Genomic DNA, 18,382 nt, shown 5'->3' with positions numbered 1-18,382 from the left:
CTGGTAGCGCAGTGACCAGAGGCCCTGCCCCGGGCCCGTCACCCGGCGACGGCGAGGTCAGCCCTGGAAGCCCTGTTCGCGGAGGATCCGGTCGATGCGGGCGCGGTGCGCCTCCTCCCAGGCGTCAAGGGATTCATCGGCCTCCTTGGCCAACTTGGCCCGGGCGGCCAGGAGTACCTCCTCCTGGCGGGCGTGGGGCACCACGACGACGCCCTCCTCGTCCGCCACCACGATGTCACCGGCGTGCACGGTCACCCCGCCGCAGCGCACCGGTACGTTGAGCGGATGGGCGGCGGTCTTGGTGCCGGGGATGGGGATGACGCCCCTGGCGAAGACGGGGAAGCCCATGGCGCGCACCTCGGCCAGGTCCCGTAGCACCCCATCGGCCACAAACGCCGCGATCCCCCGGCGTTGGGCGACGGCGCACACATTTCCCCCGGCAAGCGCGTAGTCCAGATCACCCGATTCCACCACGATGACCGAACCAGGTTCCGCGCGATGGATGGCCGCGTGGACCATGAGGTTGTCGCCCGGAGGGCATCGCACGGTGAACGCCGGACCGGCGATTCGCGGCATCGAGGCCCACAGCGGCCGGATGCCGATGTCCATGACCTGCCCGCCTCCCACTATGTCGGCGAGGGTGGTCGGTGGGATGTTCCGGAGTCCGGAGCGGGCGTTCATATCTCTCCTTCGCTGAGGGGGAGTTGGCTTCCGCCTGCCACTCGTTATATTGCTCGATCACGAGTATCTCGACGTCGAGATAATAAGCACCCACCCGGCCCGGGCGGCAGTCCCCGCCCCCAAAGCCGAAGGGCACCCGCATCACCCGTACGCCGCACAGCACGCGCGCCCCGCCACCCCCGCCCCGAGCATGGAGCGTGTCCCCGCCGTCGAGACCCGGGAGCGCGCCGTGCCGAGATCCATACGCTCCTGCTGTCTGCTGGCACTCGCGCTCGTCCTGCCCGGCTGCACCTCCGACGCCCCCGCTCCGACGGCCGCCGAGCCCAGGGCCTCGTCCAGTACCAAATCCGGCGCACCCCGGCTGAGCTGGGGCGCCTGCCCGGCCCCGGATGTCAGTGAGGGCGCCCCGGCCAAGAAGCCGGGCAATGACTGGGAGTGCGCCACCCTGCGGGCCCCGCTGGACTACGCCAAGCCGCACGGCGACACCATCGGCATCGCCCTGATCCGCGCCAAGGCCACCGACCAGGCCCACCGCATCGGCTCCCTGATCTTCAACTTCGGCGGCCCCGGCGGCTCCGGGGTGACCTCGCTGCCCGCCTTCGCCGATGACTACAAGTCGCTGCGCGCCCGCTATGACCTGGTGAGTTTCGACCCGCGCGGCGTCGGCCGCAGCGAGGGCGTCAAATGCCTGGACGACAAGGAGCTGGACACCTACTACGCGGCCGGCTCGACCCCCACCAGCCCGGAGGAGCAACAGGCCCTGGTGAACAGGGTGGAGAAGTACGCGGACGGCTGCCGGAAGCACTCCCACCAGGTGCTGCCCCATGTGGGCACCGCCAACGCCGCCCGCGACATGGACCTGATGCGCCAGGCGCTGGGCGACGACAAGCTGCACTACTTCGGCGTCTCCTACGGCACCGAACTGGGCGGCGTCTACGCCCACTTGTTCCCCCAGCGGGTCGGCCGGGCGCTGTTCGACGCGGTGGTGGACCCCACCACCGATCCCGTCCAGGGCGCCCTGGGCCAGACCCGCGGCTTCCAGCTGGCGCTGGACAACTATCTGGCCGACTGCCCCCACCAGCATGACAACTGCCCCACCCAGCAACAGATCACCGCCCTGCTGGACCGGCTGGGCAAGCAGCCCATCCCGGGTGCCGACGGCCGTCAGCTCACCCAGTCGCTGGCCACCAGCGGAATAGCCCAGTCCCTGTACTCCAAGGACTTCTGGGACTACCTCACCGAGGGCGTGGAGGACGCGGAGAACGGTGACGGGCGCGTACTGCTGGCCCTGGGCGACGCCATGAACGGCCGTAGCCAGGACGGGCATTACAGCTCGCTCCAGGCCTCGCTGACCGCCATCACCTGCGCCGACTATGCGCAGCGCTACTCCGCCCAGCAGATCTCCACCCTGGTACCGGAGTTCCGCAAGGTATCCCCGGTCTTCGGTGACTTCATGGCCTGGGGGCTCACCCAGTGCACCGGATGGCCGGTCAAGGGCGAGTGGCAGAACCCGGACGTCAGCGCCAAGGGCGCGGCACCGATCCTGGTGGTGGGCAACACCGGTGACCCGGCGACCCCTTATGAGGGAGCGCGGAAGATGGTCCAGGCGCTGGGCCCGGGGGTCGCCACCGAGATGACGTACCAGGGGCAGGGCCATGGCGCCTACGACAGCGGCAATGCCTGCGTCAAGAACGCGGTGGACGCCTACCTCCTGAACGGTACGGTTCCAGCACACGACAAGGTGTGCTCATAGGACGCATAGTCCTATAGGAACCAGACCAGTTGGGAGGGGGCATATGCCGAACCGCGCCTCACGCGACGGACACCGGGGGCAATTGGCCACCGGTGCCCTGGCCGTCGCCGCGCTGCTGGCCACGCTGGTGGCACTCTGGCAGACGCAGTCCGGGCCGATGGTCCACCCGCCGCACGGCCCCACGCCCAGCCCCACCCCGCCGTCCCAGCCCCCGCCGGACCCGGACCCGCGTGCGTGGTCCCCCGGGCTCTGACACGCACCCAACGCCCCCTGCCACGCGCCCCCGCCCTTCCGTAGGGTCGGGACATGCGCCCCACCCGCAGCCTGTCCGCGCTCGCCCTCACCCTCATCCTGACCGCCGCCGGCTGCGGCGGCAGCACCCCGGCGAGCCCCGACCGCACCGACGACGACCGGCCACCGGCCATCGGCTGGAAGCCCTGTGGCGCCCCCACCGCCGCCCAGGGCGGCGGCCGGGCGCCCGGCGCGGACTGGGAGTGCGGCACCCTGCGCGCCCCGCTGGACTACACCAAGCCGCATGGCGACACCATCGGCATCGCCCTGATCCGCGCCAAGGCCACCGACCGGGCCCACCGCATCGGCTCCCTGATCTTCAACTTCGGCGGCCCCGGCGGCTCCGGAGTGGCCGCCCTGCCCCAGTTCGCCCCCGGCTACCGCGCCCTGCGCGCCCGCTATGACCTGGTCAGCTTTGACCCACGCGGGGTCGGGGAGAGCGCGGGCGTACGGTGCCTGGACGACAAGGCGCTGGACGAGGCGGCCCAGACCGACAACACCCCGGAGAACGACACCGAGTTGCACCGCACCCAGCAGCAGAACGCCGCCTATGCGGCGGCCTGCGCCCATAACTCCGGGCGGCTGCTGGGCCAGGTGGACACCACCAGCGCGGCCCGCGACATGGACCGGCTGCGCCAGGCGCTGGGCGACGACAAGCTGCACTACTTCGGCATCTCATACGGCACCGAACTCGGCGGCGTCTACGCCCACTTGTTTCCCCGGCGGGTCGGCCGGGCGGTGCTGGACGCGGTGGTGGACCCCACCCAGGACCCGCTCCAGGGCACCCTGGGCCAGACCAAGGGCTTCCAGCTCGCCCTGGACGACTACCTCAAGGACTGTCCCGGCCAGTGCCCCCGCCAAACGGAGATCACCGCCCTGCTGGACCGGCTGCACCAGGACCCGCTGCCCACCGAGCAGCAGGGCCGCGTCCTCACCCGGGACGAGGCGGTCAACGGCATCGCGGCCGCGCTGTACTCCAAGGACACCTGGCGCTATCTGAGCCTGGGCCTGCGGGAGGCGATGAGCAAGGGCACCGGCAGCGTCCTGCTCTCGCTCTCCGATTCCCTGGCCGGCCGGGAGCCGGACGGCCACTACAGCAATCTGCAGGCCGCGAACCGGGCCATCAGCTGCGTCGATGCCCAGCAGCGCTACTCCGCCGGCCAGGTACGCGCCCAACTGCCCGCGTTCCGGGCGGCGTCGGCGGTCTTCGGCGAGTCCGCCGCCTGGTCCCTCCTGGACTGCACCGGCTGGCCGGTCCCGGGCAAGTGGCGCACGCCCCAGGTGAGCGCGCCGGGTGCGGCCCCCATCCTGGTCATCGGCAACACCGGTGACCCGGCAACCCCTTATGAGGGCGCGGGCCGGATGGCCCGCCAACTCGGCAAGGACGTAGGCGTCCTGGTCACCTACCGAGGTGAGGGCCACGGTGCGTACAACTCGGGCAACCCGTGCATGACGGCTCTGGTCAACAGTTACCTGTTGAACGGCACCCCACCCAGGCCGGGCACCACCTGCGCCCCGTAAGGGGCGCGGGGAACTGCGCGACCAGCCCAAGCGGGCCGGCACCCGACCGGCAACGGCCGCCGGCAGACGCCGTATCGTCGCCGGGTGCCGCCCGGTGGGCGGTTGCCCTGCGGAACGACTGCCCACAACCGCGCGCGATCAATACACCGGCTTGTCCGGCTCAATCTGGTTGACCCACCCGATAACTCCCCCACCCACATGCACCGCGTCCGCAAACCCCGCCGACTTCAGCACCGCCAGCACCTCCGCCGATCGCACCCCCGTCTTGCAGTGCAGGACAATCCTCTTGTCCTGCGGCAGATCCCGCAGCGCGTCCCCCATCAGGAACTCGTTCTTCGGCACCAGCCGAGCCCCCGGGATTGACACGATCTCGAACTCGTTCGGCTCCCGGACATCGATGATGTCAATGGGCTCGCCCTCGTCGATCCACTCCTTCAGCTGCTTGGGAGTGATCGTGGAACCCGCCGCCGCCTGCTGCGCCTCCTCGCTCACCACCCCGCAGAACGCCTCGTAGTCGATCAGCTCGGTGACCGTCGGGTTGGTGCCGCACACCGCGCAGTCCGGGTCCTTGCGCACCTTGACCTGGCGGTAGGTCATCTCCAGGGCGTCATAGATCATCAGCCGCCCGACCAGCGGCTCGCCAATGCCCGCCAGCAGCTTGATGGCCTCATTGACCTGGATGGAACCGATCGAGGCACAGAGCACACCCAGCACCCCGCCCTCGGCGCAGGAGGGCACCATGCCCGGCGGCGGGGGCTCCGGGTAGAGGCACCGGTAGCAGGGGCCGTGCTCGCTCCAGAACACCGAGGCCTGGCCGTCGAAGCGGTAGATGGAGCCCCACACATAGGGCTTGTTCAGCAGCACACACGCGTCATTGACCAGATACCTGGTGGCGAAGTTGTCGGTGCCGTCCACGATCAGGTCGTACTGGGCGAAGATCTCCATCACGTTCTCCGCCTCCAGGCGCTCCTGGTGGAGAACGACGTTCACATGGGGGTTGATGCCCAGCACCGAGTCCCGCGCGGACTCCGCCTTGGAACGGCCGATGTCCGACTGCGAGTGGATGATCTGGCGCTGCAGATTGGACTCGTCCACCTCGTCGAACTCGACGATGCCCAGGGTGCCGACACCGGCCGCGGCCAGATACATCAGAGCGGGCGAGCCGAGGCCGCCGGCACCCACGCACAGCACCTTCGCGTTCTTCAGGCGCTTCTGCCCGTCCATCCCGACGTCCGGGATGATCAGGTGGCGGGAATACCGACGGACCTCGTCAACGGTGAGCTCGGCAGCCGGCTCGACCAGCGGTGGCAGCGACACGGGCACTCCAGGAGGGTCACTCCCGCGGATGCGGGGAACATAGACGCGGCTTTCTTCCGCGTAACACTGCCACGCCCCGTCTCATTCCGAGACACCAGGTCCGAGTCGCGAGACGAGCTCGTCCCAGTAGCCGGGCACCGGTTCCCAGGGGCTCACCCCGGCCGCGTCGGTGCGGTCGGTGAGGTAGACGGTGCCCGCCCGCTGGGCGCGGGCCAGGGCCAGGGCCTCCGCCAGCCGGTCGCCCGGCAGCGAGTGCACCAGATGGCAGAACCGCCCCGGCGGATGCTCGGCGGCCCACTGCGGCTCCCGGGAGTGGCGGTAGCGGGACCAGGGCCCGGTGAAGGTCACCAACTGGTCGGCCAGCGCGGCGTATCCGGGCACCGGATAGCGGCCGTGCACCAGTACCAGATGGGCGTTGACCAGCAGGGTGCGCAGCGCCCCGGTCAGCCGCCGGACCTCCGCCAGCGCCTCGGCGTCCATCGGGCAGCGGGCCACCGCGAAGCCGTCCACCCGGTACCAGTTGAGATACCGCTGGGCGTCGGAGAGCAGTTCCCCGAAGGGCCGGGCGCCGAAGGCGAAGTCCAGGCGGCCCAGCACCCGTACCCCCGCCGCCCGCAGCGGCAGCACCACCGCCGACCAGTAGGCGTCCGGCCGGCTGCCGGGACCGGCCGGACTCCCGCCCACCACCGCCCAGTCCAGCGGCAGTCCGGGCCTGGCCAGCCGGGACCACTCGGCCGGGGCCAGCAGCGGATGGCCGAAGCCGGGGGCCGCCAGCCGCAGCGGGAGCCGGTGGGCCCTGGCCGCCGGCCGGCCCCGGCCGGAGGTCAGATACGGCACGCGGCCTCCATCCAGATGTCGGCCAGCGACTCCTCCAGATTGATCCGCGGCCGCCAGCCCAGCCGGTCCCGGGCGGTACGGACATCCGCCTGCTGCCAGGCGCCGCAGCCATCCGGATAGGGGTAGGCGGGGGCCGAGCCCAGATGGGGATCGTCCAGTTCGTGCAGCGCGCCGCCGAAGCCGGCCACCCGGGCCAGCAGGGAGGCCGCCTCCCGCAGCCGCACCGCCCGGCCGGTGCCGATATTGACCGCGCCCTGGGCGGCGGACAGCGAGGCCGCGTGCACCGCCCGGGCCACATCCCGGACATCCACGAAGTCCCGCTGCACACCCAGGCCGGTGAGCTTGAGCTCGCTGTCCCCGTTCTGCATGGCCCGCCGCATCGCCTCGGCCAGCCGCCCCAGCGGGGAGCCCGCCGGGGTGCCCGGCCCGACCGGGGAGAACACCCGCAGCACAATGGCGTCCAGCCCACTGCCCAGCACCAGCTCGGTGGCGGCCAGCTTGCTCACCCCGTACGGGCCGCCGGGGCGCGGGATGGCGTCCTCGGCGGTGGAGGAGCCGGGCTGGGAGGGCCCGTACTCCGAGGAACAGCCGATCTGCACCAGCCGGGCCCCGCAGCCGCTGCGCCGCATCGCCTCACAGACGGTGGCCACCGCCACCGTGTTGTGCCGGGCCAGGTCGCGGGCCCCGCCCCGGGTGGCGCCCGCGCAGTTGATCACCACCCCGGGGTGGACGGCGTTGAGGAACCGGGTCAGCGCCCCGGGACTGCCGGTGGCCAGGTCGAAACGGACGTCCGCGTCATCGCCCCGGCCCAGGGCGGTGAGCTGGACGGCGGGGTCGGCGAGCAGCCGGTCGGCCACAAAGCGGCCGAGATAGCCATTGGCGCCGAGCAACAGGACCCTCATCGCTGACGCCCTCGCTCTCGCCCGGTGCCGCTCGGGCAGCCACTTACCGGATGGACGGTCATCTCTTGTGCTCCTTAAGGCAGTTGCGGTGCACTTCAGGCGCCGGAAGGGACATCGGCACCGGTGCCGGATGCGGATGCGGGGTCCCCGCGCCAGTGGGCGGAGGCCCGGGTCAGCGCGGGGAAGGCGTGGACCACCAGGGCCAGGGCCGGTACGGCGCAGGCCGCCAGCGGCAGCGCGGCCGGGCCCAGGGCCCGGGTGAGGGCGTCCAGCGGCCAGGCCAGCGCCCCGCAGCCGGGCAGCCGGGCGGCCAGCAGCACCGCCAGCGCCAGCGCCTCGGCCAGGGCGGCGGCGGCGGTGGCGGTGACCGCGGTACGGACCAGCCCGTGCCCGGCCAGCAGCCGGGCCAGGAAGAGCAGCGCGCCCAGGGCCGCCACCGCCCCATAGGCGGTGACCGGCGCGGCCGTGCGACCGGGGGGCAGCGCGGAGCGGGCGGACCACAGGAAGCCCAGCAGCAGCCCGGTGAACACGGTGACCGCCACCAGCAGCACCGGCCGCAGCCGGGCCCGGACCTCGGCCAGCGACCGGCTGCCGGCCAGCGCCCTACGGGCGGTGGCGGTGAACCAGTGGGCGCACCAGGCGGCGGGGGCCACCACACAGGCCAGCGCCAGGGCGGTGGGCGCGGCGGCCCCGCCCAGGGCGTGCAGGCCAAGGCGGTGCCCCCGGTGCAGCAGGGCCCACAGCAGCCGGTCGCCGACCAGCCCATAGCCCACCAGCCAGAGCCAGGCCAGGGTGCCCCGGGCGCCCCAGCCGCTGCGTCCGGGCCGTACCGCACAGCCCGTGGACGGCGCCGTGACCGCCCCCAACGGCCTTGCCACATCCTCCGGTTGGTCCCCCGCGGCCCGCGCGTGCAGCTCCTCGGCCAGGGAGAACACATCGCGGTGCCGGTACTCGGCGGCCACCCGGTCGGTGATGCCGTCCGCCTCCAGGGCGGCGGCGATCTCCAGCGGATCGACGGCAGCCGAGCACAGCGTGTGGTGGCGGTGGAGCAGGGTCCGGACGGGGTCGGTGGCTATGCCGGTGGCCTCGCGGGCGGCCTGGTCCGGCCGGGCGGTTACCGAGGGGCTCACCGGCGGCCTGCCCAGGTGGGGGCGGCGGCCCGGGGCGACCAGGACAGCGTGGCCCGGGGGCGGGCGGCCTCGGCGAAGGGGACGGACCGGTCCGGGCTGTCGTGCCGGACCGGGGATCTGGAGAGGATCTCCAGATAGAGCGCGCCAAAGGCGGCGATGTTCTGCTCCACGGTGAACAGCTCCAGGGCGCGGGCCCGGGCAGCGGCGCCCAGCCGGGCCCGGCGCTCCGGGTCGCGCAGCAGGGACAGACAGGCGCCGGCGAGCGCGGCCGGGTCGCGCGGCGACACCAACAGCCCGGTACCGCCCACCACTTCGCGTACCACCGCGGCGTCCGGCGCCACCACCGCACGGCCGCAGAACATGGCCTCGGCCAGCGGCACCGGGAAGCCGTCCGGGGCCCCGGCCAGGATCACCACACTGCCCGCCGCGTAGTCCTCCGGCCCGCAGACCGCGGCCCGGGTGACCCCCGCAAGCCGCGGCGGGTCCTCCGCCGGGCCGGCCAGATGCAGCCGCAGCCCCGGTTCGGCTTCGCGCAGAGCGGCGAAGGCCTCCCAGAGACAGGGCTCGGCGGGGCCGCCCACGGCCAGCAGCGTCAGCCCGTCGTCCAGCTCCCCGGCCGCCCCCTCGCCCACCGCCTCATAGAGCCCGGCGTCCATGCCGGGCGGTACGGTGCGCAGCCGGCCCCGGTCCGCGCCGCACCGCTCCTGCCAGCGTCTGACCTGGGCGTCTCCTGGGGTGATCAGGGCGGCCTGGGCATAGACCTCGGCGGTCAGCGCCCGGTGGAAGGCGGCGAGCAGGGCCCGTACCGCGGGCGAGGGGCCGGGCGGCGCGGCCAGGTAGTAGTCGCGCAGATGGACCCGGTACTCGGTGACCAGCAGCGGGGTTCCGAAGAAGCGTTTGGCCAGCAGTCCCGCCAGGGCGGCCGGACCGGCCGAGGCGGCATGGCACAGATCCACCCGGGCCAGCCCCAGATCGCCGTCGGCCGCCCCGTACCAGTCCTGGGACAGCGGCCGCAGGGCACGCTCCAGCAGCCCGGAGACCACCAGCAGATCGGCCACCCTGGCATCCCGGGCGGCGGGGTGCGCGCCCGGCTCATGGCAGGCCGACTCCAGGACGCGCAGGGCGTCTTCGGAGCGGAGCCCGGCGGCCAGCCCGCCCTCTTCCCGGGCCAGCGCGGCCAGCCCGTAGAGCCCCTCGGCGAAACGGTACGCCTCCGGCTCCGGTGCCGTCAGCGCGGCGGCCAGGCAGCCGAAGTGCTCGGCGAACCGCTGCCGTTCGCGCCGGCCATAGCTGCCCTGGGCCCGCCCGGTACAGCCCGGCCCGGGCCCGCCCCACAGCGGGGCCGCCCGCACCCGGCGGACATTGCCCGGCAGCGCGTACCAGCCGCTGTCCTCCTGGCGGGCGGTACGGCTCAGCGCGTAGATCTCGAACTCATGACGGGGCAGTCCGCGCACCAGCCGGTCGCACCACTCCCCGCCCTCACCTGCCGCATACGGGTAACCACCCTCGGTCAGCAGTCCCACACGCACGAGCGCAACACCCCCGAATCTCCTCCGACACCGACGACGTACGGCAGCCGGAAGCACGCTAGGGGCGCTTCCCGGTGGCGCGGCGGACGGTTGTCCGTCGCGCCACCGGAAGGGGTGAACGGGCGTGACTTTCCCTTGATCCGGGGCGTTAAGCGGCCTTCCTCGCCGGGTGGCGCCGGGCGCCCCCGCCGGGCCGCTTTTCCGGCCGGGCTCCGGGGGTCACTCCCCGGGACCGGCCAGGGCGGCGGCCCCGGACGGGGCCAGCCGGGGCACGGCGGCGAGCAGCCCCTGGGTGTACGGGTGTTGCGGCCGCTCATAGACCGTGTCGGCGGGCCCCTCCTCCACGATCCGGCCGCCCTTCATCACCACCAGCCGGTCACTGACCTGCCGCACCACGGCCAGATCGTGGGCGACAAAGACCAGCGCCAGATCCAGCTCACGCTGCAACTCCCCCAGCAGCCCCACAACTTGCGCCTGGGTGGTGACATCCAGGGCGGACACCGGCTCATCACAGACAATCAGCCTGGGCCGCGGAGCCAGCGCCCGCGCGATACCCACCCGCTGCCGCTGCCCGCCGCTGAACTCATGCGGATAGCGGTGATAGGCGTGCGGATCCAGCCCCACCCGCTCCAGCAGCTCCCGCACCCGGGAGGTGATCTCCGCCTCGGTCAGCCGCCCCGCCGCCCGCAGCGGGTCGGCGATGGACTCACCAATGCTGCGCCGGGGGTTGAGCGAGGCCACCGGATCCTGGAAGACCATCTGCAACTCACCGCGGAACGGCCGCAGTTCGCGCTCCCTGAGGCCGCCGAGGTCATGCCCCCGGTAGCGCAGCTCCCCACCCGTGGGCTCCAGCAGCCGGACCAGCATCCGGCCCAGGGTGGTCTTGCCGCTGCCGGACTCCCCCACCAGGCCGACGGTCTCGCCGGGCCGTACGGTCAGCGACACCCCGTCCACGGCAGTCAGGGCGTTTCTGCCCCGCCCGAACTCCCGCCTGAGCCCGGTGACTTCGAGCAGCGGCTCGTCCCCGGACGCCGCCCGCGCCGGCCGCCGCACCTCGATGCGCGGCACCGCGGCCAGCAGGTCGCGGGTATAGGGCTCGCGCGGCGCGTCCAGCACCGTACGCACCGGCCCGTGCTCCACCGCCTTCCCGCCCTTCATCACCAGCAGCCGGTCCACGTTGCCGGCCGCCACGCCCAGGTCATGGGTGACCAGAATCAGCCCGGTGCCGGTCTCCCGGCGCAGCTCCCGCAGCAGATCCAGGATCTGGGCCTGCACGGTGACATCCAGCGCCGTGGTGGGCTCGTCGGCCACCAGCAGCCTGGGTTCGCAGGCCAGCGCCATGGCGATCAGGGCACGCTGGCGCTGGCCGCCGCTGAACTCATGGGGGCGGGAGCGCGCCCGGCGCGCGGCATCGGGAATGCCCACCCGGTCGAGCACCTCCACGGCGCGTGCGCGCGCCGCGCGCCGGGAGGCGTCGCGCCGATGGACGCGGTAGACCTCGGCGATCTGGTCGCCGATGGCCTGATAGGGGTCCAGCGAGGAGAGCGGGTCCTGGAAGACCATGGCCGCCACCCCGCCGCGCACGCCTCGCAGTTGGGCCTCGTCCAGGGCATTGATGTCATGCCCGGCCACCCGCACCGAGCCGGTGACCCGCGCCCCGGTGCCCCGGTGCAGCCCCAGCAGGGCGTAGGCGGCGGTGCTCTTGCCGGAGCCGGACTCGCCGACGATCCCCAGCGCACCGCCCTCGGCCAGCTCGAAACTCAGGCCGTCCACGGCCCGTACGACGTTCCCGCCCACCGGGAAGTCCACGGTGAGACCGGATACGGACACCAGTGACCGGCTCTTCTCGGCGCCCGTCCCGCCGCTCGTCTCGGCGCTCGTCGCAGCGCTCATCGCAGGGCCACCCTTCGGTCGGCGACGGCGTAGAGAACGTCCGCCAGGATGTTGGCGACCACCACGGCCGTGCCGGTGACCAGCACCACGCCCACCACCACCGGCAGGTCGATGGTCTTGGTCGAGGTCACCATCAGCTGGCCCAGCCCGGGCAGGCCGAACATGGTCTCGGTGAGCATGGCATTGCCGAAGATCGACCCGAAGTCGGCCGCGGACAGCGCGATCACCGGTGCCAGCGCACCGCGCAGCGCATGCCCGCCAACGATCGACCGCTCGGCCAGGCCATAGGCGCGGAAGGTGCGGATATGGTCCTCGGCCAGCGTCTCCAGCATGGAACTGCGGGTCAGCCGGGCGTACTTGGCCGCCTCCAGCAGTGCCAGCGCCAGCCAGGGCAGCAGCATGTTCCAGGCCCACTGCTCGGGATCGTCGGTCAGCGGGACATAGGACGGGAAGGGCAGCCACTGCAGATAGGCGCAGAACAGCATCAGCAGACCGAGCCCGGTGATGAATACCGGGGTGGCGGTGCCCGCCAGGGTCAGCCAGGTCAGCACCCGCTCGGTGATGCCGCCCCGGCGGAGCGCGGAGAGCACTCCGGTGCCCACGCCCAGCAGCAGCCAGAGCACCATGGCGCCCACCGCCAGCGAGGCGGTGGCCGGCAGCCGCTGGATGATCAGGCCGGTGACCGGCTGGTCGTTCTGGTACGACAGCCCCAGGCAGGGCGCCTGGCAGTGCATGGTCCCGGTACCGGTGGAGTAGTCATGCCCGGCCACAATGCCCTGGAGGAAGTGCCAGTACTGCGTATACACCGGCTGGTTGAGCCCCAGTTGCTCCCTTACCTGGCGGATCTGTTCGGGGTTGCAGCGCGGCCCGCAGGCCAGCCGGGCGGGGTCGCCGGGGGCGACATAGAACACCGCATAGATGATCACCGACAGCACCAGCAGCACCGCCAGCCCGCCGGCGATCCGGCGCAGCAGATACCCGGTCATATGGCGCTCTCCTTACGGCGCCCGGCCCGGCCGGCGCGCCCGACCCGCAGCCGGGAGGCCTCCCGCGGGTCCAGCGCGGTGCGCAGCGCGTCCCCCAGCACCGTGAAGACGAGGGTGGTGACGAACAACAGCAGTGCCGGCAGCACCACATACATGGGGTCGGCGCGGAACCAGGTGGTGGCGGTGGAAAGCATCTGCCCCCAGGAGGGGGTCGGCGGCTTGACCCCGACGCCGAGGAAGGACATGCCCGCCTCCATCACGATATTGCTGGGCAGCAGCACGGCGGCATAGGTGATCACGGGCGCGGCCAGTGCGGGGAGCAGCTCCCGGCGGGCGATCCGCCAGGAGGAGCCGCCGGCCAGCCGGGCCGCCGAGACATAGTCCAGCTTCTTCAGGCTCAGCGTCTGGGCACGTACCAGCCGGGCCAGCCCGCCGACACCATTGAGCAGTCCAATGACCAGCACCAGCAGCACCGGACGCGGGAAATCGGCCGGGACCACCGCGGTCAGCGCCACGGCGAAGGCCAGGAACGGCAGCGCCACCAGCACATCGGTGAGATGCCCGATGACACTGTCGGCGAGCCTGTTGCCCAGCGCGGCGGTGATGCCCAGGGCGACCCCCACCACCACCTGCACCACGGTCGCGCCGAGCGCGACGACCAGGGAGACCCGGGCGCCGTAGCAGAGCCGGACAAAGACATCGCGGCCGGTGCCCGGTTCCACGCCCAGCCAGTGCTCGGCGCTGACCCCGCCGAAGGACCCCAACGGCACTCCGCCGGCCGCCGAGTTGACCAGGCCGTCGTGGTAGGTGGTGGGATCCTGCCCCTCCCATGCGGCCAGCAGCGGCGCCGCCAGTGCGAAGAGCACCAGCAGGCCCAGCACGATGGCGGCCGCCAGGGCGGACTTACGGGCCCGCAGCCGCCGCAGCACCTGCCGGGCGCCGCTGATGTCGTTCTCTTGGATCTCCTGCTGAATCTCCTGCGTCACTTGACCGCGACCTGCGACACATCGAGAACACCGGTCCAGTCGCTGATCACGACATTCTTGACGTCCTTGCCCACCAGACGCTTGTAGACCGGGTGGAACAGCGGGACCACCAGGGCCTGTTCGCCGATCTTCTGGTCCAGCGCGCCCCACCGCTTGGCCGCCGCCTCATGGTCAGTGATCTTGTTGATGGCGTCGATCTCGTCATTGACGCCGGAGTCGTCCAGCTGCGCGGTGTTGAAGTTGGCGCCGTCCTTGACGATCTGCCGCCCGTCGAAGATGGGCGCCAGGAACGGACCGCCGGACGGCCAGTCGGCACCCCAGTGCGCCAGGAAGAGATCGGGCTGGTTCTGGACGCTGTGCACCTTCTCGTCGTAGGCGTTGCTCTCCAGCCCCGCCAACTTCACCTTAAAACCGGCCTTTTCCAGCGATGCCTGCACGGCGCTGGCAATATCCGGGCTGGTCTCGAAGTCCTGCGCGGTGGAATGCGTCAGAGTGATCTCCAGCCCGTCCGGGTGCCCGGCCTCCTTCAGCAGCTCCCTGGCCTTGTCCGGGTTGCCGGTGGCACCGGCCGGGAACGGGTCGTAGGGCGTATAGCCGAAGGTCGCCTGGTTGGGCAGGAAGGTGGTGGCGGGCTCGGCCAGCGAGGAACCGCCGGCCGCGTTGACCACACTGGTGCGGTTGATCGCACAGGCCACCGCCTGGCGCACCTTGGGATCGTCAAAGGGCTTGCTCTTGGGGTTGAACGCCAGGTAGTTGGTGTAACCGAAGTGCCCCGTGCCCACCCGGGCCGCCAGCTCCTTGTTGCCGCCGATCTGGGCGAGTTCGGCCGGGCCGAGGTTGGTGTCGGTGGTCACGGCGGCGGCGTCCGCGCCCGAACCGGTGGACAGCCGCTGGTTGATCACCTCGGTGGACAGCCCCGACTGCACATCCACCTTGTCCGGGTAGGCGTGCCGCTCCTTGTCGCTGTCCTGCGACCACTGGTCATTCCGCTCCAGCACCAGGTGCCGGCCGTCGCCCTCGTTCCGGACCACCTTGTAGGGGCCGGAGGACACCGGGTGTTCGGCGTACTTGACCCCGGTGTCCTTGGCCTTGGGCACCGGTGCGAACTGGGTGGAGGTGGCCAGGTAGGGGAAGTCGCCCTCGGACTTGCGCAGATGGAAGACGATGGTCCTGGCGTCCGGGGTCTCGATGGAGTCGAGCCCCTTCTTCTCCTTGTACGGCCCCTGGTAGGTGTCCCCGCCGACCAGCCAGTCACGCAAGTAGGGCGCACCGCCCGAGAGTTCGGGGGCGAACGACCGCTCAATGCCGTACTTGATGTCGGCGCTGGTGATGGGCGTCCCGTCCTCGTACTTCAGCCCGTCCTTGAGGGTGTACGTCCAGACCTTGGCGTCCTCACTGGCCTTTCCGGTGTCGGTGGCCAGGTCCGGTACGACCTTGGTGCCCTCGGCGCCGGCCGCGCGGTGGCGGGTGGTGAGGGTACGGAAGACCAGGCCGGGGATATTGCCGCCGCCGGAGGTATAGAGCCGGGCGGGATCGAACTCCTTCTGCGGCTGTCTGTTGAGCACCGTGAGCGTGCCACCGCTCCTGGGCGCACCGGCGGCGCCGTTCTTGGTGTCGCCTTGCCCCTTGGGGCCGCAGGCGACGGCGCCGGTGATCAGGGCGACGAGGGAGGCGGCGATGGCGATGCGGTGGGTGTGACGGTGACGGGGCATGGTGGGCCTTTCAGGGACGCGTGGGAGATGCGCACACCCGGGAAGGCGGTTGGAAATCAGGGCGTCACTGGGCCATACGCCTGGCTGCACGCGAACCGCCCCCGGCGGGGCGGCGCGGGGGAATGAGGGCTGCGTTCAGCGACAGTGAATGTCGGCGACGGCGTGCGCGGCCACACCGATGAGCGCCAGCTCGATGCTGGCGTTCCTGGCGGGGTGGGCGAGGCGCGACATGCGTAGCAGATTGAACTACTTTGCGAGGCATCGCAAAGGTGTCTCGCGATCCGAGACCGAATGTCTCCTATCCTGGTCAACGACAGCCCTCACACACCACTGACCTGCGAAAATCCACTTGAATCTAGGCCGGACCGGGGTGGCATCCTTGCCCGGTGATATCCGAGCTGAACCCCGGTGAGCTGAGCTGGGACGAGGTGGATCCCGCCCGTCACCCCTTCGACAGCGCCTCGGCCACGCAGGTGGTGCACTCGCTGGGACCGGCCCGGCGTGTGCCACCCCGCCCCAATGCCCCCGTGGGCGACGGGAGTTGGGAAGAGGCCGCACTCTGGGCCTGGGCCGACGCCATGTCGCAGGCACTCGTGGCACGTTATGGCCGCTGGGCCTTGGGCTGGCGCTGGTCGCACGACGAGGGGGACTTCGACGGCGGACCGGTCGGCAACTGGTGTTGCCCGCCCGACTCGGTCACCACTCCGGAGGAGACGCTCGCCCGAGTCGTCGCGGCGCTGTGCGAGTGGCGCGAGTGGCTGGAGAGTCTCACCGGGTGGTTCGAGACCTACCCCCTGAACCTGGCCGACATCGAAAACGAGCGGATTCTCTGGGAACGCGCCGCCCGCAACCTGATCCTCCAGGTGACCGACCGCACCGGCGGCGGCAGTGGCTGGCATCGGCACTGCCATCAAGTGCTCACCTGGTACCTCAGCCGCTGGGGCGTCGCACCCGCGGTCGCGGCGGATCTGGTGGAGCAGGCCATCGGTGGGCGCTTCCAGAGCTGGTCCGCCCCCGACACCGTGCTGGTGGACGATGTCGCCGAAGGGCTCGCCCGCTCACTGCGGCCGGACGACGGCCACATTCCCGCCGCCCCTCTCCCCGACCACCTGGAGCGCTGGCTGGCCGTACGCGAGTCCACGCCCTGGCATCAGGCCCCGGACGGCGGCGGAGACGCACCCGTGGTCCCCTCCCGCGACGGCGCGGCGGAAGACATCCGCCTCTGGGACGCCGCCGTGGACCCGGCCCGCGCGGCGGGCCTGCTCACCGCCCTGGAACTACTGCGGGCCGACGCCGCCCGCGGCGCGTCCCTCGACTTCGAACTGCTCAGCAGCTGGCAGCAGCACGTCCTGGACACCCCACACCCACCGCCGTTCCGCACCCTGCCCGCCTTCGCCAAGGGCGGCCGGGAACGCTATGGCATCGGCCCGGACACCCGCGCCCGCCTCGACGCCTGCCTGGCCGAGAGCGCAGCGGACAGCGGACGCCCCCTCCCCCTGACCGCCCGCGCTGCCCGCGCCTATCTCGACGTCTGCTTCTTCCACCCCTTCGACGACGGCAACGCCCGGTCCGCCTTCCTGGCCCTGGTTTTCGTCCTGGCCCGGGCCGGCGTCTCGCTCAGCGAGGTCAGTCTGCTCCGCCGCATCTCCTTCCAGGCCGACGCCCCCCAGGACTGCCTGACCCTCACCCGCTACCTCGACCTCCACCTCACGGAAACCCGACGCAGCGCGGTCGCCCCGGCGCACCCCTCCAACCCCCTTGTCACTCCTCCCCGATAACCTGCCGGATGGGGAGGGACCTATAGATGTCGTTGACTGACGAACTAACAACGCTTTATGCCCAGCAGGGCAATCCGCGGGCGCTGCTCGGTGAATTCCGCCGTACCGAAGTGCTGATACCCGTGCACAGCGACTCGGGCGATCTGATGTCCGTCACCCAGCATGGCATCTGCTGGATCCTCGCTTTCACCGGCGAATCCGCCCTGGCCCACTTCGTGCTGGCGCAAACCCCCGAGGGCACCGAGCCGCCGGACATCGAATACCGCACCGCCCATGGCGCCCGCCTGCTCGACGTCGCCGTCCCGGCCACCGGTGTCCCCACCGGTGTCGCCCTGGACCTGGCCGGGCCGTACCCCATGCTCTTCCCGCCCGTCATGGGCGTCGTCCCCGACGACTGCGCGGTGGACAACCCCGACTTGCGCGTGACCCCCGAACAAGCGGCCCGCCTGCTGGCGGAGATGGAGGAGAGCACCTCATGAGCGGCGGCGGCAACGGCAAGCTCGACGCCAACGCCCAGGCGCTGGCTGACATCACCAACGGCATCCGTAACTCCATGAGCGAGCTGTCGGATGTCGGCGGTATAGCCGAGGCCTCCACCGGCCGCGGCTTCGGCGAACTCTCCCTCTCCGGCCTGGAGACCGGCCACGACGGACTGGCCTCCTCCTTCAGCCACTTCTGCGACCGGTGGGAATGGGGCGTACGCGCTCTGATGCGCGACGCCAACGACTTCGCCAAGAAGGTGGGGTTGTCCGCGGGCGCCTACTACGAAACCGACCACTACATCTCCAACACCCTCAAGGTCGGCGCCAACGCCCTCATGGGCAACCCCCACCTGAGCGAGGAACAGGTCGAGCACCAGACCTGGAAGCAGACCTTGAGCGACAACGGCTTCAACGACGCCCTGCACCCGGACTTCAGCGCCAAGTCCTTCGAGGACGCCGCCCATCACGCCGGCCAGACCTGGACCCAGACCGGCAAGGACCTCATGGACAGCGCCAAGACCGGCGGCCCCACCCCCTTTGGCATGGCCTACCGCACCGCCCGCAGCCTGGAGGAGAAGTAACCC

At 71.5% G+C, this 18,382-nt stretch carries 17 protein-coding genes; 6 read left to right on the top strand and 11 right to left on the bottom strand.

Annotated elements, in window-relative coordinates; genetic code table 11:
* Positions 1-57 precede the first annotated feature (57 nt).
* Positions 58-681: an RraA family protein gene (locus CV755_RS28550; RefSeq protein ID WP_109283130.1), complete on the bottom strand. Its 624-nt coding sequence runs from the start codon at positions 679-681 to the stop codon at positions 58-60.
* Between the two features lie 190 nt (positions 682-871).
* Between CV755_RS28550 and CV755_RS28545 the strand changes: the two genes are divergently transcribed.
* From CV755_RS28545 to CV755_RS28540, 3 genes are read left to right on the top strand one after another with little or no spacing between them, the layout of a single operon-like run.
* Positions 872-2,434, top strand: coding sequence for an alpha/beta hydrolase (locus CV755_RS28545; protein ID WP_109283129.1), 1,563 nt, complete (start codon positions 872-874; stop codon positions 2,432-2,434).
* A gap of 43 nt (positions 2,435-2,477) precedes the next feature.
* Positions 2,478-2,687 (top strand): hypothetical protein, encoded by a 210-nt coding sequence (locus CV755_RS34365; RefSeq protein WP_153068760.1) that lies wholly within the window; start codon positions 2,478-2,480, stop codon positions 2,685-2,687.
* Between the two features lie 53 nt (positions 2,688-2,740).
* Complete coding sequence (locus tag CV755_RS28540; RefSeq protein WP_109283128.1) at positions 2,741-4,246, top strand: alpha/beta hydrolase; 1,506 nt, start codon at positions 2,741-2,743, stop codon at positions 4,244-4,246.
* Positions 4,247-4,384: 138 nt separating this feature from the next.
* Here CV755_RS28540 and moeZ read toward each other — a convergent pair whose 3' ends face one another.
* The 10 genes from moeZ to CV755_RS36975 form a co-directional block, all read right to left on the bottom strand.
* Positions 4,385-5,563 carry an adenylyltransferase/sulfurtransferase MoeZ gene (gene moeZ, locus CV755_RS28535; RefSeq protein ID WP_109283127.1) on the bottom strand — a complete coding sequence of 393 codons (1,179 nt, stop codon included), beginning with the start codon at positions 5,561-5,563 and terminating at the stop codon, positions 4,385-4,387.
* 81 nt (positions 5,564-5,644) lie between these two features.
* On the bottom strand, positions 5,645-6,400 hold the full coding sequence (locus CV755_RS28530; RefSeq protein ID WP_241561426.1) for a spherulation-specific family 4 protein: 756 nt from the start codon (positions 6,398-6,400) through the stop codon (positions 5,645-5,647).
* Positions 6,388-7,302: an NAD-dependent epimerase/dehydratase family protein gene (locus CV755_RS28525; protein WP_109283126.1), complete on the bottom strand. Its 915-nt coding sequence runs from the start codon at positions 7,300-7,302 to the stop codon at positions 6,388-6,390. Before CV755_RS28525 ends, CV755_RS28530 begins: the two co-directional genes overlap by 13 nt.
* Before the next feature lie 95 nt (positions 7,303-7,397).
* Complete coding sequence (locus CV755_RS28520; protein ID WP_109283125.1) at positions 7,398-8,432, bottom strand: hypothetical protein; 1,035 nt, start codon at positions 8,430-8,432, stop codon at positions 7,398-7,400.
* Entirely contained in the window at positions 8,429-9,961 is a 1,533-nt protein-coding gene (locus tag CV755_RS28515; RefSeq protein ID WP_109283124.1) for a DUF3492 domain-containing protein, read from the bottom strand. The genes CV755_RS28520 and CV755_RS28515 overlap by 4 nt, the downstream gene beginning before the upstream one ends.
* A 219-nt stretch (positions 9,962-10,180) precedes the next feature.
* Positions 10,181-11,854 (bottom strand): ABC transporter ATP-binding protein, encoded by a 1,674-nt coding sequence (locus CV755_RS28510; protein ID WP_109283123.1) that lies wholly within the window; start codon positions 11,852-11,854, stop codon positions 10,181-10,183.
* The gene (locus tag CV755_RS28505; protein WP_109283122.1) at positions 11,851-12,840 is read right to left on the bottom strand and encodes an ABC transporter permease; all 990 of its coding nucleotides are present in this window, start codon (positions 12,838-12,840) and stop codon (positions 11,851-11,853) included. The genes CV755_RS28510 and CV755_RS28505 overlap by 4 nt, the downstream gene beginning before the upstream one ends.
* Positions 12,837-13,826: an ABC transporter permease gene (locus tag CV755_RS28500; protein ID WP_241561425.1), complete on the bottom strand. Its 990-nt coding sequence runs from the start codon at positions 13,824-13,826 to the stop codon at positions 12,837-12,839. The genes CV755_RS28505 and CV755_RS28500 overlap by 4 nt, the downstream gene beginning before the upstream one ends.
* On the bottom strand, positions 13,823-15,538 hold the full coding sequence (locus CV755_RS28495; RefSeq protein WP_109283121.1) for an ABC transporter substrate-binding protein: 1,716 nt from the start codon (positions 15,536-15,538) through the stop codon (positions 13,823-13,825). The genes CV755_RS28500 and CV755_RS28495 overlap by 4 nt, the downstream gene beginning before the upstream one ends.
* A 135-nt stretch (positions 15,539-15,673) precedes the next feature.
* Positions 15,674-15,769 (bottom strand): Ms4533A family Cys-rich leader peptide, encoded by a 96-nt coding sequence (locus CV755_RS36975; protein WP_338323706.1) that lies wholly within the window; start codon positions 15,767-15,769, stop codon positions 15,674-15,676.
* Between the two features lie 155 nt (positions 15,770-15,924).
* Here CV755_RS36975 and CV755_RS28490 point away from each other — a divergent pair, with 155 nt between their 5' ends.
* Genes CV755_RS28490 through CV755_RS28480 form a run of 3 tightly spaced genes read left to right on the top strand, consistent with a single transcriptional unit; the run spans position 15,925 to position 18,379 of the window.
* A complete protein-coding gene (locus CV755_RS28490; RefSeq protein ID WP_109283120.1) occupies positions 15,925-17,316 on the top strand; it encodes a Fic family protein in 1,392 nt (463 codons plus the stop codon).
* A gap of 26 nt (positions 17,317-17,342) precedes the next feature.
* Complete coding sequence (locus tag CV755_RS28485; protein WP_109283119.1) at positions 17,343-17,795, top strand: SseB family protein; 453 nt, start codon at positions 17,343-17,345, stop codon at positions 17,793-17,795.
* On the top strand, positions 17,792-18,379 hold the full coding sequence (locus CV755_RS28480) for a hypothetical protein (RefSeq protein WP_109283118.1): 588 nt from the start codon (positions 17,792-17,794) through the stop codon (positions 18,377-18,379). The genes CV755_RS28485 and CV755_RS28480 overlap by 4 nt, the downstream gene beginning before the upstream one ends.
* Positions 18,380-18,382 lie beyond the last annotated feature (3 nt).

The sequence above is a fragment of the Streptomyces orinoci genome, from assembly GCF_003121295.1.
Classification (GTDB): domain Bacteria; phylum Actinomycetota; class Actinomycetes; order Streptomycetales; family Streptomycetaceae; genus Streptomyces; species Streptomyces orinoci.
The sequence above is the reverse complement of the archived record's forward strand: the minus strand, read 5'-3'. Positions and strand labels throughout refer to the sequence as shown.

Coding starts and splice junctions, on each gene's coding strand:
- CV755_RS28550 (WP_109283130.1), bottom strand. CDS start 681: ATGAACGCCCGCTCCGGACTCCGGAACATCCCACCGACCACCCTCGCC.
- CV755_RS28545 (WP_109283129.1), top strand. CDS start 872: ATGGAGCGTGTCCCCGCCGTCGAGACCCGGGAGCGCGCCGTGCCGAGA.
- CV755_RS34365 (WP_153068760.1), top strand. CDS start 2,478: ATGCCGAACCGCGCCTCACGCGACGGACACCGGGGGCAATTGGCCACC.
- CV755_RS28540 (WP_109283128.1), top strand. CDS start 2,741: ATGCGCCCCACCCGCAGCCTGTCCGCGCTCGCCCTCACCCTCATCCTG.
- CV755_RS28525 (WP_109283126.1), bottom strand. CDS start 7,302: ATGAGGGTCCTGTTGCTCGGCGCCAATGGCTATCTCGGCCGCTTTGTG.
- CV755_RS28510 (WP_109283123.1), bottom strand. CDS start 11,854: ATGAGCGCTGCGACGAGCGCCGAGACGAGCGGCGGGACGGGCGCCGAG.
- CV755_RS28505 (WP_109283122.1), bottom strand. CDS start 12,840: ATGACCGGGTATCTGCTGCGCCGGATCGCCGGCGGGCTGGCGGTGCTG.
- CV755_RS28495 (WP_109283121.1), bottom strand. CDS start 15,538: ATGCCCCGTCACCGTCACACCCACCGCATCGCCATCGCCGCCTCCCTC.
- CV755_RS36975 (WP_338323706.1), bottom strand. CDS start 15,769: ATGTCGCGCCTCGCCCACCCCGCCAGGAACGCCAGCATCGAGCTGGCG.
- CV755_RS28485 (WP_109283119.1), top strand. CDS start 17,343: ATGTCGTTGACTGACGAACTAACAACGCTTTATGCCCAGCAGGGCAAT.
- CV755_RS28480 (WP_109283118.1), top strand. CDS start 17,792: ATGAGCGGCGGCGGCAACGGCAAGCTCGACGCCAACGCCCAGGCGCTG.